Genomic DNA, 14,495 nt, shown 5'->3' on the forward strand with positions numbered 1-14,495 from the left:
GGTCCGTCACCGGCCCGGCGGGATCATTCCGGTCGCCCCGCTTCGCTAGGGTCACGCCCATGGCTGAGAACTACACCGACCCGAGTGGCAACACCGCGCAGTTCCGCGCCTTCGTGGACTCGCCCGACAGCGCGCCGGCGGCCGCGGAGACACCGTCCCGGCTGCCGCTGTTCGCCGGCATCGGCGTGGCCGCCGTCGTGGTGGTCGCCGTCGTCGTCTGGCTGTCACTGGGCTGACCCGGGCCGCTGCCCCACCCACCCACGCGCGTTGATCATGAGGTTGGCGGCGCAAATTGCCCGATTCCCTGCCGTCAACCTCATGATCGACGGGGCAGGGCGGGTGGCGGGTGGCGGGTGGGTTAGAGCTTGAGGACCTCGCGGGTTTGTTGGGCGATCTCGCGTTCCTCGTCGGTGGCGATCACGCAGACCGTGACCTCGGCGCCGTCGGGGGAGATGACGCGGTCGCCGCTGCCGGCGTTGCGCGCCGGGTCCACGGCGATGCCGAGCCGCTCCAGGCCGGCCAGCGCCGCGGCGCGGACCGGCGCGGCGTGCTCGCCGACCCCGGCCGTGAAGGTGACGGCGTCCACCCGCCCGAGCAGGGCGTAGTACGCGCCCACGTACCCGGTGATCCGGCGGCGGTAGACGTCGAACGCGAGGGCGGCGGCCGGGTCGCCGGCGTCCCGGCGGGCCAGCACCTCCCGCATGTCGTTGACCCCGGTGAGCCCGAGCAGGCCGCTGCGGTGGTTGAGCAGGTCGTCGATGTCGTCCACGCCCATGCCGGCCTGCCGGCGCAGGTGGAAGATGATCGTCGGGTCGAGGTCGCCGCTGCGGGTGCCCATGACCAGGCCCTCCAGCGGCGACATGCCCATCGAGGTGGCCACGCTCCGCCCGCCCTCGACCGCGCAGGCGCTCGCCCCGTTGCCCAGGTGCAGGGTGATCGTGTTCAGCTCGCCGTACGGCCGGTCGAGCAGTTCCGCCGTGCGCCGCGAGACGTACGCGTGCGAGGTGCCGTGGAAGCCGTACCGGCGCACGCCGTACCGCTCGGCGACCTCCCGGTCGATGGCGTAGGTGGCGGCGGCCTCGGGCAGCGTGTGGTGGAACGCGGTGTCGAAGACGGCCACCTGCGGGGTGTCCGGCAGCGCCTCCCGGGCCACCCGGATGCCGGCCAGGTTCGCCGGGTTGTGCAGCGGCGCGAGCGGGACGAGGTCCTCGATGGCGGCGACCACCGCGTCGCCGATCCGCACCGGCGCGCTGAACGTGCGCCCGCCGTGCACCACCCGGTGTCCCACCCCGGCCAGCCCCGCCAGGTCGAGCCCCTCGATGATCTGCCGCACCGCGCTCTCGTGGTCGGCCGGCCCGCCGCCCGGCTCGCCGACCCGCTCGACGGTGCCCTTGTCGCGCACCTCGTCGCCGTCGTAGAGCCGGTACTTGACCGACGAGGACCCGCAGTTGAGGACCAGGATCCGGCTCATCGCGACTCCCCGGCGGCGGCCTGGATGGCGGTGATCGCCACCGTGTTGACGATGTCCGGCACGGTGGCGCCCCGGGACAGGTCGTTGACCGGCCGGCGCAGGCCCTGCATGACCGGGCCGACCGCCACCGCGCCGGCCGAGCGCTGCACCGCCTTGTAGGTGTTGTTGCCGGTGTTCAGGTCCGGGAAGATGAACACCGTGGCCCGCCCCGCCACCGGGCTGTCCGGCAGCTTGGTGGCCGCGACCTGCGGGTCGATCGCCGCGTCGTACTGGATCGGGCCCTCCACGAGCAGCTCCGGCCGGCGCTCCCGGACCAGCTTCGTGGCCGCCGCGACCTTCTCCACGTCGGCCCCGAAGCCGGAGTCACCGGTCGAGTAGGACAGCATGGCCACCCGGGGCTCGATGCCGAACCGGGCGGCCGTGTCGGCCGAGGAGACGGCGATGTCGGCGAGCTGGGCGGCGTCCGGGTCGGGGTTGACCGCGCAGTCGCCGTAGACCAGCACGCGGTCGGCGAGCAGCATGAAGAACACGCTGGAGGCGACGGAGACGCCCGGCACGGTCCGGATGATCTCGAAGGCCGGCCGGATGGTGGCCGCCGTGGTGTGGGTGGCCCCGGAGACCATGCCGTCGGCGCGGCCGGTCTGCACCATCATGGTGCCGAAATAGTTGGGCTGGGCCACGATGTCGTGCGCCAGCTCGGCGGTGACGCCACGGTGCGCGCGCAGCTCCGCGTAGACGGCGGCGAACTCGTCCCGCCACTCGCTCGTCACCGGGTCGACCACCCGCGCGTCACCGACGTCGATGCCCAGCTCGCGGGTGCGCCGCGCCACCTCGTCGGGTCGCCCGAGCAGGGTCAGGTCCGCGACGCCCCGGCGCAGCAGCACCTCCGCGGCGCGGAGGATGCGCTCCTCGGTGCCCTCGGGCAGCACCAGCCGCCGGCGCTGCGCCCGGGCCCGGTCGATGAGGTCGTTCTCGAACATCAGCGGGGTGACCCGCTCCGACCGGCTGACCCGCAGCCGGCGGGCCAGGTCGACGGTGTCCACGCAGCGTTCGAAGGCGCCCAGCGCCGCCTCCACCTTGCGGGGGTTCGCCACGCTGGGCCGGCCCTCGATCCGGCTGGACGCCGCCACCGTGTCGTAGCTGTCGCTGGTCACCGAGAGCACGGCCAGCCCGGTGTTCAGCCGCTCGACCAGCCGCATGGCGCGCGGGTCCGGCTGCTCGCCGAGCGTCAGCACCAGCCCGGCCAGGGAGACCTGCCCGGCCACGTGCGCCGCGCCGGCGGCCACCAGCAGGTCGGCCCGGTCGCCCGGGGTGATCACCAGCGCGCCGTCGGTGAGGTGGTCCAGCAGGGTGGGCACGTGCGCGGCGCCGACCACGTAGTCGAGCACGTCCCGGTCCAGCGCGGCCTGGTCGCCGGCGAGCAGGGTGGCGCCGAGCGCCGCCGCCACCTCCGCCACCGTCGGCGCCGACACGATCGGCACCTCCGGGATGGCGTACGCGGGGACGGGCAGTTCGGGCAGCGTCATCGGCTCGGGCACCCGGTTGGCGACCGCCGCCACCACCGTCGCGCCCAGGTCCTCCAGGTCGTGGTACGCCCCGCGCAGCGCCGCCGCGATCGCCTCGGGCGGCTGCCCGAACCCGTCCACCACGGGCACCACCACGCTGCTGAACTCGGTTGCCAGCCGGGCGTTGAACGCCAGCTCGCGGGCGCCGGCGCCGTCCCCGTCGGCGAAGTCGCTGCCGACCACGACCACCGCGGGGCAGTGCCGCTCGACCGCGCGGTAGCGGGCCACGATGCGGGCGATCAGCTCCTCCCGCTGGCCGTCCGCGACCAGGGCGGCGGCCTCGGCGTAGGTCGCGCCGTGCAGCTCGTCGAGGGGCAGCTCCACCCGGTAGCGCTCGGTGAGCAGGGCGAGGATCGGGTCGGGGCGCTGGCCGGAGACCAGCGGCCGGAAGGCGCCGATCCGTTCGACCTGCCGGGACAGCAGCTCGGCCAGCCCGAGTGCGACCGTCGACTTGCCCCCGCCGGACCCCACGCTGGTCAGGTACACGCTGCGCGCCACGACCCTCACGCTACAAGATCGCAGGGCCCCTCGCCCGGGTCCTTGTCCCCGGGCCCGATGGCCCGGGAGGAGGCGTGCGTGGGAAGCGCCGGGAGCGGGTCTTGACGCGGCTAACGTTGTTAGCCAATGATGGTGGCTAACAACGTTAGCCACGATTGAGGCGGTGCCGTGATGACCGGGACAACCACCATGCAGGCTCCGTCCGGGACGACCGACGGACGCCGGGTCCGCGACCGGGCCGGCCGGGTGCTGCTCTGGCTCGCGGCGGCGGGAGCGACGGCGGCGGCACTGGGCGCGTACGGTGCTGTCGCCGACGCCGAGCCGGCCGTCAAGGTGGTCGAGACGTGGCGGGCGTACGGCTTCGTGGTCTTCGTCGGGCTCTTCGCCCTGCTCGCCCTGCGCCCCCGGGGTTACCGGGGGGTCTGGCCGCTCGTCATCTTCCACAAGGTCGCCATGACGGCGACCGCGCTGGTCTACAGCCGGAACCCCGGGATCGAGGGGACCGACACCATCCTGACCTGGGACGGCGGCCTTTCGGTGCTGCTCGTCCTCGCGTTCGTGCTCTGCCGTGGGTGGGTGGCGGAGCCACGCCGGTGACCCGCCGGGAGGAGATCGTCGACGTGGCCGAACGCCTGTTGGAGCGCGTCGGCCCGGAGGCCGTCACGATGCGCCGGCTCGCCGAGGAGATGGGCATCCAGGCGCCCTCGTTGTACAAGCACGTCGCGGGAAAGCCCGAGATCCAGGGCGCCCTGCAGGAGCGGGCGCTGCACCGGCTCGCCGCCGCTCTGGAGCCGGCGCCGGACCTGCCGTCCCTCGCCGCGGCATACCGCGACTGGGCCCGCCGGCATCCCCGGTTGTATGAGATCGCCACCCGGATGCCGCTGGCGCGCGAGCGCCTCGCACCCGGCGTGGAAGCGGCCGCTGCCGGACCGCTGCTGCGGATGACCGGCGGTGACCTGGCCGCGGCACGCGCGCTCTGGGGCCTGGCCCACGGGCTGGTCGATCTGGAACTGGCCGGCCGGTTCCCGCCGGGCGCGGACCTCGACGCGGTCTGGGCACACGCTTTCGCGGGGACGTGACGGGCGCCGTCCGTGTCAACGGTCGCTCGCCGCCGCGTCACCCGCCGGCCGGTGCCAGCTCCCGTTCGTACACCTGCCCGGTCAGCTCGGCGCCGAAGCTGTGGTGGGCCTCCTCCTCGACCAGGCGGAAGCCCCGGGAGAGGTAGATCCGGCGGGCGGCGACCAGCGGGTGGTTGGTCCAGAGCCGGATGCGGGCGTATCCGGCCCGCCGGGCGAAGGCGAGGCACTCGTCGACCAGTCGCTCGCCGAGCCGCCGACCCCGGGCCGCCGGGTCGACCAGCAGGATCCGCAGCTGGGCGGTCCGCTCGTCGGCCGCGACGCAGAAGACGCAGCCGGCCCGCTCGCCGTCGACCTCGGCGATCCAGGCGGCCTCCCGTGCCGGGTCGTGGCCGGCGGCGTAGTCGGCGACGATCCGTGCCACGAGCGCCTCGAAGCTGGTGTCCCAGCCGAACTCGGCCGCGTACGTCTCGCCGTGGGCCAGCACCACCCAGCCGAGGTCGCCGGGGCGACCCAACGGACGAATGAGAACCTGCGCGCTCATCGTCAACCCTCCACTACTGAAACAGTCGTTTCAGTGGCAGAGTAGCGCTGTGAGCCAGCACGAGCGACCCGGGAGCCCCCGCCGCGACGAACTCCTGGAGCGGGCGTACCGGTACGCCCTGGCGCACGGGCTGGCCGAACTCTCGCTGCGCCCGCTCGCCGCCGCCATCGGCAGCAGCCCCCGGGTCCTGCTGTTCCTCTTCGGCTCCAAGGACCAGCTCATCCGTGCCCTGCTCGGCCGGGCCAGGGCCGACGAGCTGGCCGCGCTCCGACAGGCCCGGGAGGCCGGCGGCGCCGGCGACTTCGCCGCGGCGGTACGGGCGACCTGGGGCTGGCTCGTGGACCCGGCGCACCGGCCGATGCTGGTCCTCTGGGTCCAGGCGTACGCCCGCTCGCTGGGTGAGCCGGACGGGCCGTGGGCGGGATTCGCCCGGCAGACCGTGGAGGACTGGCTCGGGCTGCTGGCCGACGTCGACGGCGGAGCGGCCGGCGGGGATCCGGCGCTCGGCCTGGCGGTGCTGCGCGGCGCCCTGCTCGACCTGCTGGCCACCGGCGACGCCGAGCGGGCCACGGCGGTCGTCGAGCGCTACCTGCGCCTGGTCGCGGCGGCGGCCCGCTGAACCGCCGACCTACTCGTCGTCCTCGTCGTCGAGTCGCGCCAGCCAGGTGGCGAACCGCTCGATCGGGGTCTCGAACTCCGGGTTCAGGTCGACGAAGTCACGGAGCCGCTCGCCCAGCCACTCCAGGCTGACCTGCTCGTCGCCCCGGCGTTCGACCAGTTCCTCGATGCCACGGTCGGTGAAGTACATGTGCGTCCTCTCGCGGAAGAAGGGGCCGCCACGGGACGAGGGGCAGCGGCCGTCGTACGGTCGCTGCCCCTCGTGCCGGCGGTGCGGTCAGGTCACGAGCGGGGGAGAGCCGCCTCGATCAGCGCGTTCTGCTCGACCTCGTGCATCTTCGCCGAGCCGACCGCCGGCGCGGCGGCGGTCGGGCGCGAGATGCGGCGCAGCCGGACCTCGGGCAGGTGCTCCAGCAGGTTGAGCGCCACGAACGACCAGGCGCCCTGGTTGGCCGGCTCCTCCTGGACCCAGGCGAAGTCCTCGGCGTTCGGGTACTGCGACAGGGCGGCCCGGACCTCCTCGACGGGGAGCGGGTAGAGCTGCTCCATCCGCAGGATCACCGTGTCGGTCACGCCCCGCTCCTGCCGGGCCTGGAACAGGTCGTAGTAGACCTTGCCCGAGCAGAGCAGCACCCGCTTCACCTGCTCCGGCGCCGGGGCGGCCGTGTCGGCCAGCACCGGCTGGAAGGTGCCGGTGGTGAAGTCCTCCACCTGCGAGATGCAGAGCTTGTGCCGCAGCAGCGACTTCGGGGTGAACACCACCAGCGGCTTGCGCTTCGGCGACAGGGCCTGGCGGCGCAGCAGGTGGAAGTAGCTCGCCGGGGTGGTCGGGATGGCCACCCGCATGTTGTCCTCGGCGCAGAGCTGGAGGAACCGCTCCGGGCGACCGGAGGTGTGGTCCGGGCCCTGGCCCTCGTGGCCGTGCGGCAGCAGCAGGGTGACCGCGGAGCGCTGGCCCCACTTCACCTCGCCCGACGAGATGAACTCGTCGATCACCGACTGGGCGCCGTTGACGAAGTCACCGAACTGGGCCTCCCAGGCGACCAGCGCGTTGATGTTCTCCACCGAGTAGCCGTACTCGAAGCCCATGGCGGCGTACTCGGAGAGCAGCGAGTCGTGCACGAAGAAGCGGGACCGCTCGCCGTCGCCGGTGAGCGACTTCAGCGGCAGGTAGTCGTCGCCGGTCTTCGCGTCGACCACCGACGCGTGCCGCTGGACGAAGGTGCCCCGGCGGGAGTCCTGCCCGGCGAGCCGGACGGTGACCCCGTCGTGCAGCAGCGCGCCGAACGCGATGATCTCGCCGAAGCCCCAGTCGATGCCGCCCTCGACGGACATCTTGCGCCGCCGCTCCAGCAGCTGCTGGATCCGCTTGTGCGGGGTGAAGCCCTCCGGCAGGTTGACGTGCGCCTCGCCGATCGCCTTGACCACGGCGGCGTCGGTGGCGGTGTCGACCTGCGGCTCCGGCTCCTCCTCGCGGCGCGGCCGGCTGAGCTGGCGCGGCGTGGTGGCGGCGTCCCGGGTGGCCTTGAAGACCCGCTCCAGCTGCGACTGGTAGTCGCGCAGCAGCTCCTCCGCGTCCTCCACGGTGATGTCGCCCCGCCCGATGAGCTCCTCGGTGTAGAGCTTCCGGACCGAGCGCTTCGAGTCGATGATCTTGTACATCTGGGGGTTGGACATCGACGGGTCGTCGCCCTCGTTGTGCCCGCGCCGGCGGTAGCAGACCATGTCGATGACGACGTCCTTGTTGAACGCCTGCCGGTACTCGAAGGCGAGCCGGGCCACCCGGACGACGGCCTCGGGGTCGTCGCCGTTGACGTGGAAGATCGGCGCCTGGATCATCCGGGCGACATCGGTGCTGTAGAGGCTGGACCGGCTGTATTCCGGGGCGGTGGTGAAGCCGACCTGGTTGTTGACCACCACGTGCACGGTGCCGCCGGTGCGGTAGCCGCGCAGCTGCGACAGGTTGAGGGTCTCTGCGACCACGCCCTGGCCGGCGAAGGCGGCGTCACCGTGCACCGCCAGCGGCAGCACGGTGTAGCCCTCCAGCTTGAGGTCGATCCGGTCCTGCTTGGCCCGGACGATGCCCTCCAGCACCGGGTCCACGGCCTCCAGGTGCGACGGGTTGGCCACCACGGAGACCTTGACCGAGTGCCCGCCGTCCGGGGTGGTGAACTTGCCGTTCTGGCCGAGGTGGTACTTCACGTCGCCCGAGCCCTGGGTGGAGCGCGGGTCGAGGTGCCCCTCGAACTCGGAGAAGATCTTCTCGTACGGCTTGCCGACGATGTTGGCCAGCACGTTGAGCCGGCCGCGGTGGGCCATGCCGATGACGACCTCGTCCAGGCCGCCCTCGGCGGAGCACTCCAGCACCTCGCCGAGCAGCGGGATCAGCGACTCGCCGCCCTCCAGCGAGAAGCGCTTCTGGCCGACGTACTTGGTCTGGAGGAAGGTCTCGAACGCCTCGGCGGCGTTGAGCCGGTTGAGCACGTGCTTCTGCTCGTCCGCGCTGGGCTTCTCGTACTTGCGCTCGACCCGCTCCTGGATCCAGCGCCGCTCCTCCGGGTCCTGGATGTGCATGTACTCGATGCCGACGCGGCGGCAGTAGGAGTCGCGCAGCACGCCGAGGATCGAGCGCAGCTTCATCCGCTGCCGGCCGGCGAAGCCGTTGACCGGGAAGACCCGGTCCAGGTCCCACAGGGTCAGCCCGTGCTGGAGGACGTCCAGGTCCGGGTGCTTGCGGATCTTGAACTCCAGCGGGTCGGTGTCGGCCATGAGGTGGCCGCGCACCCGGTACGCGTGGATCAGCTCGTGCACCCGCGCGGTCTTGTTGATCTGGCCCTCGGAGTCGACGGCCACGTCCTGCACCCAGCGCACCGGCTCGTAGGGGAGGCGCAGCGAGGTGAAGATCTGGTCGTAGAAGCCGCGCTCGCCGAGCAGCAGCTCGTGCATCACCTTGAGGAACTCGCCGGACTGCGCGCCCTGGATGATCCGGTGGTCGTACGTGCTGGTCAGCGTGATGATCTTGCTGACCGCGAGGTCGGCCAGGGTCGCCTCGCTCATGCCCTGGTAGGGCGCCGGGTATTCCATGGCGCCGACGCCGATGATGGCGCTCTGGCCCTGCATGAGGCGCGGGATCGAGTGGACCGTGCCGATGCCGCCCGGGTTGGTCAGCGAGATCGTGGTGCCGGCGTAGTCCTCCATGGTCAGCTCGTTGCGGCGGGCGCGCCGGACCACGTCCTCGTACGCTTGCCAGAACTGCCGGAAGTCCATCTGCTCGCAGCCCTTGATGGAGGGCACCACCAGGTTGCGGGAGCCGTCCGGCTTGGCCAGGTCGATGGCGATGCCCAGGTTGACGTGCTCGGGGCGGACCATCGCGGGCTTGCCGTCGACCTCGGCGAAGGAGTTGTTCATCTCCGGGTGCTCGACCAGCGCCCGGACCAGCGCGTAGCCGATCAGGTGGGTGAAGCTCACCTTGCCACCGCGCCCGCGGGCCAGGTGGTTGTTGATCACGATGCGGTTGTCCACCAGCAGCTTCGCCGGCACCGCGCGGACGCTGGTCGCGGTCGGCACGGCGAGCGAGGCGTCCATGTTCTGCACGATCTTGGCGGCGACCCCGCGCAGCGGGGTGGTGCCGGCGGCGCTCGCGGTCGGCGCCTTCGCGGCCGGCTTGGCCGGGGCGGCCTTCTTCGCCGGAGCCGGCTCCGGGGCCTTCGCCGCCGGCTTGGCGGCCGGCTTCGCGGGGGCGGGCGCGGGCTTGGTGGCGGGCTGCTGGGTGACCGTGGCGACGGCCTCCTGCTGCTCGCCCGGCTCGGGACGGACGGCCGGCTTGGCCGGGGCGGCCTGGGCCTCGGGGCGCGGGGTGGCGGCACCGGGCGCCGGCCGGTAATCGGCGAAGAAGTCGTGCCAGGCCGAGTCGACGCTCGAGGGGTCGGCGAGATAGCGCTGGTACATCTCCTCGACGATCCACTCGTTCGGGCCGAAACCCGCCAGTGGGTTCTCCTGCGAAGTCTGCTGGGTCGACACGGCCGCTAATCGCCTCTTTCACGCGGTTGTGAATGTCACGCGGGCGCTCCCGAGCCCGTTCCCGGGCGCACGAGAGACGGGTCCCAGGCTACGCCGTGCGATCGACACAGGCATTCTCGCCTCCGGCTGGTGGTCCGTTTCACAGAAGATGCCAGAAGTTCGGCAAACGCTGCGTGTCCCGCCCACTCCTGCTAGACAGCGACGGCCCCGGCCGGTGACAGAGGGTCACCGGTCGGGGCCGTGTCGGGTAGCCGACTCAGGAGATGTCGCGGCGCCGGATGGTCAGCACGCCGATCACCCCGGCCACCACGGCGTAGCCGACGAGCACGGCCGCCCCCGCCCAGCGCGGCGGGTTGCCCGGGATCTCGACGCCGCTCACCATCAGCGACGAGGCCAGCGAGGGGACGAGCAGCTGGAGCTGGTTGATCCAGTCACCGAACTTCGCGGCCAGCAGCCCGATCGCGATGGCCGCGCCGATGGCACCGCCCAGGTAGAGCAGGATGCCGGTCACCGTGGCGCCGATCTGGCTGCGGATGAGCACACCGAGCCCGACGCCGAGCACCGACCAGAGCAGGTAGGCCAGCCCGTTGAGGGCCACCGCCCGCCAGACCGCGCCGCTGCCGAATTGGGCGCCGACGTCCGTGGCGTTCAGGATCAGCGGCGCGAAGATCAGGTTCAGCAGCGTGGTGCCCAGCCAGAAGAGCAGTGCCAGCACGCCGGCGGCGACCAGCTTGGCCAGCATCACCGCGGTGCGGTGGGGCGCGGTGAGGAACGTGGTGGTCACCGTCTGGTGGAAGAACTCGCTGGTCACCACCACGATGCCGAGCAGCATCACGATGAGCAGGCCGAAGAACTGGCCGTTGGTGTAGAGGTTGGCGGCCAGGCTGTCGACGCTGGAGACGGCCTGCACCTGGTCGGCCTGGTCGGCCGGTACATCACCCATGTTGCCGCTGGTCAGGGCCTCGGTCTGCAACCAGTTGAAGGCCATGGCGAGGGCCCACAGCGGCACCGTGATCAGCGCGAAGATCCACCAGGTGTTGGTGGAGCGGATCTTCAGGAGCTCGGATCGGACCAGATTCATCGGATATCCGCCTTTCCGGCCGTCAGCTCCAGGAAGACCCCTTCGAGGTCGGGACGTTCGGTGGTCAGCTCGTGCAGCTCCACCTTGGCGGCCAGGGCCACCCGGCCGACCGTCGGCGCGTCCACCCCGGTCACCAGCAGCGCGCCGTGCCCGTCGGCGTCCACCGTGGCCGCCTGCTCGCGCAGCGCCGCGGTAAGCTCGTCGGCCTGCGGGGTGCGCACCCGGATCCGGGCGCCGTGCGTCATCGAGCCGATCACCTGGTCGACCGTCCCCTGCCGGACCAGCTTGCCGGCCGCGATGATCACCACGTCGTCGGCGAGCAACTGCATCTCGGAGAGCAGGTGGCTGGAGACCAGCACCGTACGCCCCTCGGTGGCCAGCCCCTTGAGGAAGCCGCGCATCCAGCGGATCCCCTCCGGGTCCAGGCCGTTGGCCGGCTCGTCGAGGATCAGCACCCGCGGGTCGCCGAGCATGGCCGCGGCGATCCCGAGCCGCTGCTTCATGCCCAGCGAGTAGCCCTTGAACTTGCGCTTCGCGGCCGGGGTCAGCCCGACCAGGGCGAGCGCCTCGTCGGCCCGACCGCGGGGCAGGCCCGCCGCCGCGCAGATCACCCGCAGGTGGTTGATCCCGGTGCGGCCCTTGTGCGCGCTCGACGCCTCCAGGACCGCGCCCACCGTACGCAGCGGGTCGGGCAGGTCGGCGTACCGGTGGCCGCCGATCGTGGCCTCACCCGCGGTCGGCGTGACCAGGTTGAGCAGCATGCGCAGGGTGGTCGTCTTGCCGGCGCCGTTCGGGCCGAGGAAGCCGGTGACCCGGCCCGGCTGGACGGTGAAGGACAGGTTGTCCACCGCCCGGACGTTCTTGTATACCTTCGTCAGTCCCGACACCACGATCTGGCCGGTACCGGCACTGGGGCTTGGCTGCCCGTCGGACATCGTTCTCCTCTCCTGCCCCGGCGGGCTCGACGCACGCCGGTGGGTGCGCCGTTGCGGGGGCGCCGTGCACAGCCTTCCAACCCGGCGCAAGGGGGTCAATCAGGCGGGATGCGTACGCCCTCCTCCCCCGGAGGCAGGAGCGGATCATCCGCAGGGAGGAGAGATCAGGCCGGCGGCAGCGCGATCCAGGTGGCGCGCGCCTGGCCGAGCAGCGCGCCGTCCGGGCCGTAGAGGCTCGAGTGCACCTCGGCCTTGCGTCCCGCGCCGCCGACCATCGCCCCGGTCACCACGCACTCGTCGCCGGGCCGCGGCAGCGCGGTGACCTGCGCGGCGATCCGGCCCAGCACGTACGGGCGGCCGGGCGCGATCACCGCCCAGCCGCCGGGGCAGTCCAGCGCCGCCCACACGGTCGCCGGTACCACCCCGGCCGGGACCCGGAACGGCGCGGCGGTCCGCCCGTCGGGCAGCCGGCCCGGGAAGATCCGCAGCCCCGCCGGGTTCGTCGGCCCGCAGACGTAGCAGCCGGGGAAGGGATGGTCCACCAGGCCCGGGTACGCGGCGGACGCCGCCTCGGCCGTCGACCGGTCCACCGGCGGGACCACGGCGCTGACCGGCTCGACCCGGCGTACCTGGGCGATCACCTGGCCGTCCGGGTCGCGGACCTCGCCGTCGACGGCGGCGAGCGGGGTCTCCAGCGGCGGCGGTTTGCGCAGCGTGACCTCCACCGGGCCCCGGTCGTCCACCGCGGCGGCGAAGATCCCGGCGCTCCAGCCGCCGTTGCCCGAGCCGTCCGGTCCGTGGAAACGGGACTCGATGATCACGTGGCACCTCCGGGGGGTCGGCCGGCCTCGTCGCCGGGTCCGCCCGGGCAGCCTCGCACGCCGGTGCCGGCCCGCCGTGGGTGAGGGGCGTGCCGGAGCGCCGACCGGCGTTCACCGGATCGACACCCCTCATCCCCGGTGCCGGCACCCGGGCACCCTACACAGATACCCATGGCCGTTCTGCACGCCGCTGGCGCACCCCTCACGACCAGCGGATACACCCTGCTGATCGCCGACGACCCGACCCTGGTCGCGGCCGCGCAACGCCTGCGTCACGAGGTGTTCGCCAGTGAGCTCGGCGCCACCCTGCACCCGGGGGCCGCCGGGCTCGACACCGACGAGTTCGACGCGTACTGCGACCACCTGGTCGTGCTGCGCGAGGGCACCGACGAGGTGGTCGGCACCTACCGGCTGCTGCCGCCCGGGCGCACCGACCGCCGGTACGCCGACGGCGAGTTCGACCTGACCCCGCTGGCCCCGCTCCGCGACGGCCTGGTCGAGGCGGGCCGGTCCTGCGTGCACCCGGACCACCGCTCCGGCGCCGTGATCAACCTGATGTGGGCGGGGATCACCCGCTACCTGCACCTGCGCGGCTCCCGGTGGCTGGGCGGCTGCGCCTCGGTGCCGGTGGCCGACGGCGGGATCGCCGCGGCCGAGGTGTGGTCCCAGGTCGCCGCGCGGCACCTGGCCCCGCCGCCGCTGCGCGTGACGCCCCGCCGTCCCTGGTTCGCCGAGCCGGCCGCCGCCGGACGCGCCGAGCTGGAGTTGTCGCCCGCCGAGCGGCGCGCGCTCGTCCCGCCGCTGCTCCGCGGCTACCTGCGGCTCGGCGCCTGGGTCTGCGGGGAGCCGGCGTACGACGCGGACTTCGGCTGCGCGGACTTCTACGTGCTGTTCTCCCTGGACCGGATGAACCCGCGCTACCTGAGGCACTTCCTGGGCGGGGCGGCGTCGTGACCGGCGACGGGCTCTGGCGCCCCGCCTCGGGCTGCGGGCCGGGCTGCCTGCCGGCGGCCCAGGCGCCGGACGTGTCGCTGCCGCGTCGGGTGGGGCGGCTGCTCGCCGTACTCGGGATGCTGTCGGCCGGGGTCGGCCTGGCCGCGCTGCTCCCGCTGCTGCCGGCCCGCGACCGGCGGGCCGCGCTGCGCGGCTGGGCCCGGGGCACGCTGCGCGCCCTCGGCGTGCGGCTGGCGGTACGCGGCCGGCTGCCGCGCCTTCCGGCGCTGCTGGTCGCCAACCACGTCTCCTGGCTCGACATCCTCGCGGTGCTCGCGGTCGCCCCGGCCCGGATGCTGGCGAAGCGGGAGGTCCGTGACTGGCTGGTGCTGGGCCCGCTGGCCGCCGCGGCCCGCACGGTCTTCGTCGACCGGTCCCGGCCGCGTGACCTGCCGGCCACCGTCGGCCGGGTGGCTGGCGCGCTGCGTGCCGGCCACTCCGTGGCGGTGTTCCCGGAGGGCACGACCTGGTGCGGGGTGGCGGCCGGCTGCCGGCCGGGCCGGGGCTTCCGCCCGGCGGTGTTCCAGGCCGCGGTGGACGCGGGCGCGCCGGTGGTCCCGCTCCGGCTCGCCTACCGGTACGCGGGCGACGCGAGCGCCCTGCCCGCCTTCCTCGGCGAGGAGACGCTCTGGGCGTCGATCCGCCGGGTGCTCGGCGCGCGGGACCTGAGCGTCGCCGTGACCGTGGCCGCCGCGCTGCACCCGGCCGCCGGGGCGGACCGGCGGATGCTGGCCCGGGCGGCCGAGTCGGCCATCCACCCGAGGCCGGTCCGGACGCCCGTCCGGCGGGCGGCGACCGGCGTACGGATCGTCCGGCCGGTGGCGCCGGTCCGGGTCGCGGCGGAGACGGAGCTGGACCTGGCCGCCTGACGCG

14 protein-coding genes are annotated in these 14,495 nt (G+C 73.3%); 6 read left to right on the forward strand and 8 right to left on the reverse strand.

All coding sequences use genetic code 11. The annotated features are described in order from the left end of the window. Window positions 1-59: 59 nt before the first annotated feature. The gene (locus tag RMN56_RS16725; protein WP_313718361.1) at window positions 60-236 is read left to right on the forward strand and encodes a hypothetical protein; all 177 of its coding nucleotides are present in this window, start codon (window positions 60-62) and stop codon (window positions 234-236) included. Between the two features lie 122 nt (window positions 237-358). Here RMN56_RS16725 and RMN56_RS16730 read toward each other — a convergent pair whose 3' ends face one another. Together RMN56_RS16730 and pta are read right to left on the reverse strand one after the other, a co-directional pair. Beyond that, window positions 359-1,471 carry an acetate/propionate family kinase gene (locus tag RMN56_RS16730; RefSeq protein WP_313718362.1) on the reverse strand — a complete coding sequence of 371 codons (1,113 nt, stop codon included), beginning with the start codon at window positions 1,469-1,471 and terminating at the stop codon, window positions 359-361. Beyond that, window positions 1,468-3,543: a phosphate acetyltransferase gene (pta, locus tag RMN56_RS16735; RefSeq protein ID WP_313718363.1), complete on the reverse strand. Its 2,076-nt coding sequence runs from the start codon at window positions 3,541-3,543 to the stop codon at window positions 1,468-1,470. Before pta ends, RMN56_RS16730 begins: the two co-directional genes overlap by 4 nt. A gap of 162 nt (window positions 3,544-3,705) precedes the next feature. Here pta and RMN56_RS16740 point away from each other — a divergent pair, with 162 nt between their 5' ends. Further along, window positions 3,706-4,131, forward strand: coding sequence for a hypothetical protein (locus RMN56_RS16740; RefSeq protein WP_313718364.1), 426 nt, complete (start codon window positions 3,706-3,708; stop codon window positions 4,129-4,131). After that, window positions 4,128-4,613 (forward strand): TetR/AcrR family transcriptional regulator, encoded by a 486-nt coding sequence (locus tag RMN56_RS16745; protein WP_313718365.1) that lies wholly within the window; start codon window positions 4,128-4,130, stop codon window positions 4,611-4,613. Before RMN56_RS16740 ends, RMN56_RS16745 begins: the two co-directional genes overlap by 4 nt. Before the next feature lie 37 nt (window positions 4,614-4,650). On the opposite strand, the gene RMN56_RS16750 is transcribed toward RMN56_RS16745, so the two are convergent. Then, complete coding sequence (locus RMN56_RS16750; RefSeq protein ID WP_313718366.1) at window positions 4,651-5,154, reverse strand: GNAT family N-acetyltransferase; 504 nt, start codon at window positions 5,152-5,154, stop codon at window positions 4,651-4,653. Window positions 5,155-5,203: 49 nt separating this feature from the next. On the opposite strand from RMN56_RS16750, the gene RMN56_RS16755 reads away from it, so the two are divergent. After that, window positions 5,204-5,773, forward strand: a complete 570-nt coding sequence (locus RMN56_RS16755; protein WP_313718367.1) for a TetR/AcrR family transcriptional regulator — start codon at window positions 5,204-5,206, stop codon at window positions 5,771-5,773. 9 nt (window positions 5,774-5,782) lie between these two features. Here RMN56_RS16755 and RMN56_RS16760 read toward each other — a convergent pair whose 3' ends face one another. The 5 genes from RMN56_RS16760 to RMN56_RS16780 form a co-directional block, all read right to left on the reverse strand. After that, complete coding sequence (locus RMN56_RS16760) at window positions 5,783-5,962, reverse strand: DUF6104 family protein (protein WP_089009804.1); 180 nt, start codon at window positions 5,960-5,962, stop codon at window positions 5,783-5,785. A gap of 92 nt (window positions 5,963-6,054) precedes the next feature. Further along, window positions 6,055-9,792 carry a multifunctional oxoglutarate decarboxylase/oxoglutarate dehydrogenase thiamine pyrophosphate-binding subunit/dihydrolipoyllysine-residue succinyltransferase subunit gene (locus RMN56_RS16765; protein ID WP_313718369.1) on the reverse strand — a complete coding sequence of 1,246 codons (3,738 nt, stop codon included), beginning with the start codon at window positions 9,790-9,792 and terminating at the stop codon, window positions 6,055-6,057. 256 nt (window positions 9,793-10,048) lie between these two features. Continuing rightward, complete coding sequence (locus RMN56_RS16770; protein WP_313718371.1) at window positions 10,049-10,873, reverse strand: DUF2705 family protein; 825 nt, start codon at window positions 10,871-10,873, stop codon at window positions 10,049-10,051. Beyond that, window positions 10,870-11,808 carry an ABC transporter ATP-binding protein gene (locus RMN56_RS16775; protein WP_313718373.1) on the reverse strand — a complete coding sequence of 313 codons (939 nt, stop codon included), beginning with the start codon at window positions 11,806-11,808 and terminating at the stop codon, window positions 10,870-10,872. Before RMN56_RS16775 ends, RMN56_RS16770 begins: the two co-directional genes overlap by 4 nt. Window positions 11,809-11,972: 164 nt before the next feature. Beyond that, window positions 11,973-12,629 carry a hotdog fold domain-containing protein gene (locus RMN56_RS16780; RefSeq protein ID WP_313718375.1) on the reverse strand — a complete coding sequence of 219 codons (657 nt, stop codon included), beginning with the start codon at window positions 12,627-12,629 and terminating at the stop codon, window positions 11,973-11,975. 171 nt (window positions 12,630-12,800) lie between these two features. On the opposite strand from RMN56_RS16780, the gene RMN56_RS16785 reads away from it, so the two are divergent. Both RMN56_RS16785 and RMN56_RS16790 read left to right on the forward strand, forming a co-directional pair. Further along, the gene (locus tag RMN56_RS16785) at window positions 12,801-13,583 is read left to right on the forward strand and encodes a GNAT family N-acetyltransferase (RefSeq protein WP_313718377.1); all 783 of its coding nucleotides are present in this window, start codon (window positions 12,801-12,803) and stop codon (window positions 13,581-13,583) included. Beyond that, window positions 13,580-14,491 carry a lysophospholipid acyltransferase family protein gene (locus RMN56_RS16790; RefSeq protein WP_313718379.1) on the forward strand — a complete coding sequence of 304 codons (912 nt, stop codon included), beginning with the start codon at window positions 13,580-13,582 and terminating at the stop codon, window positions 14,489-14,491. The genes RMN56_RS16785 and RMN56_RS16790 overlap by 4 nt, the downstream gene beginning before the upstream one ends. The last annotated feature ends 4 nt before the right edge of the window (window positions 14,492-14,495 follow it).

Source organism: Micromonospora halotolerans, assembly GCF_032108445.1.
GTDB lineage: Bacteria > Actinomycetota > Actinomycetes > Mycobacteriales > Micromonosporaceae > Micromonospora > Micromonospora halotolerans.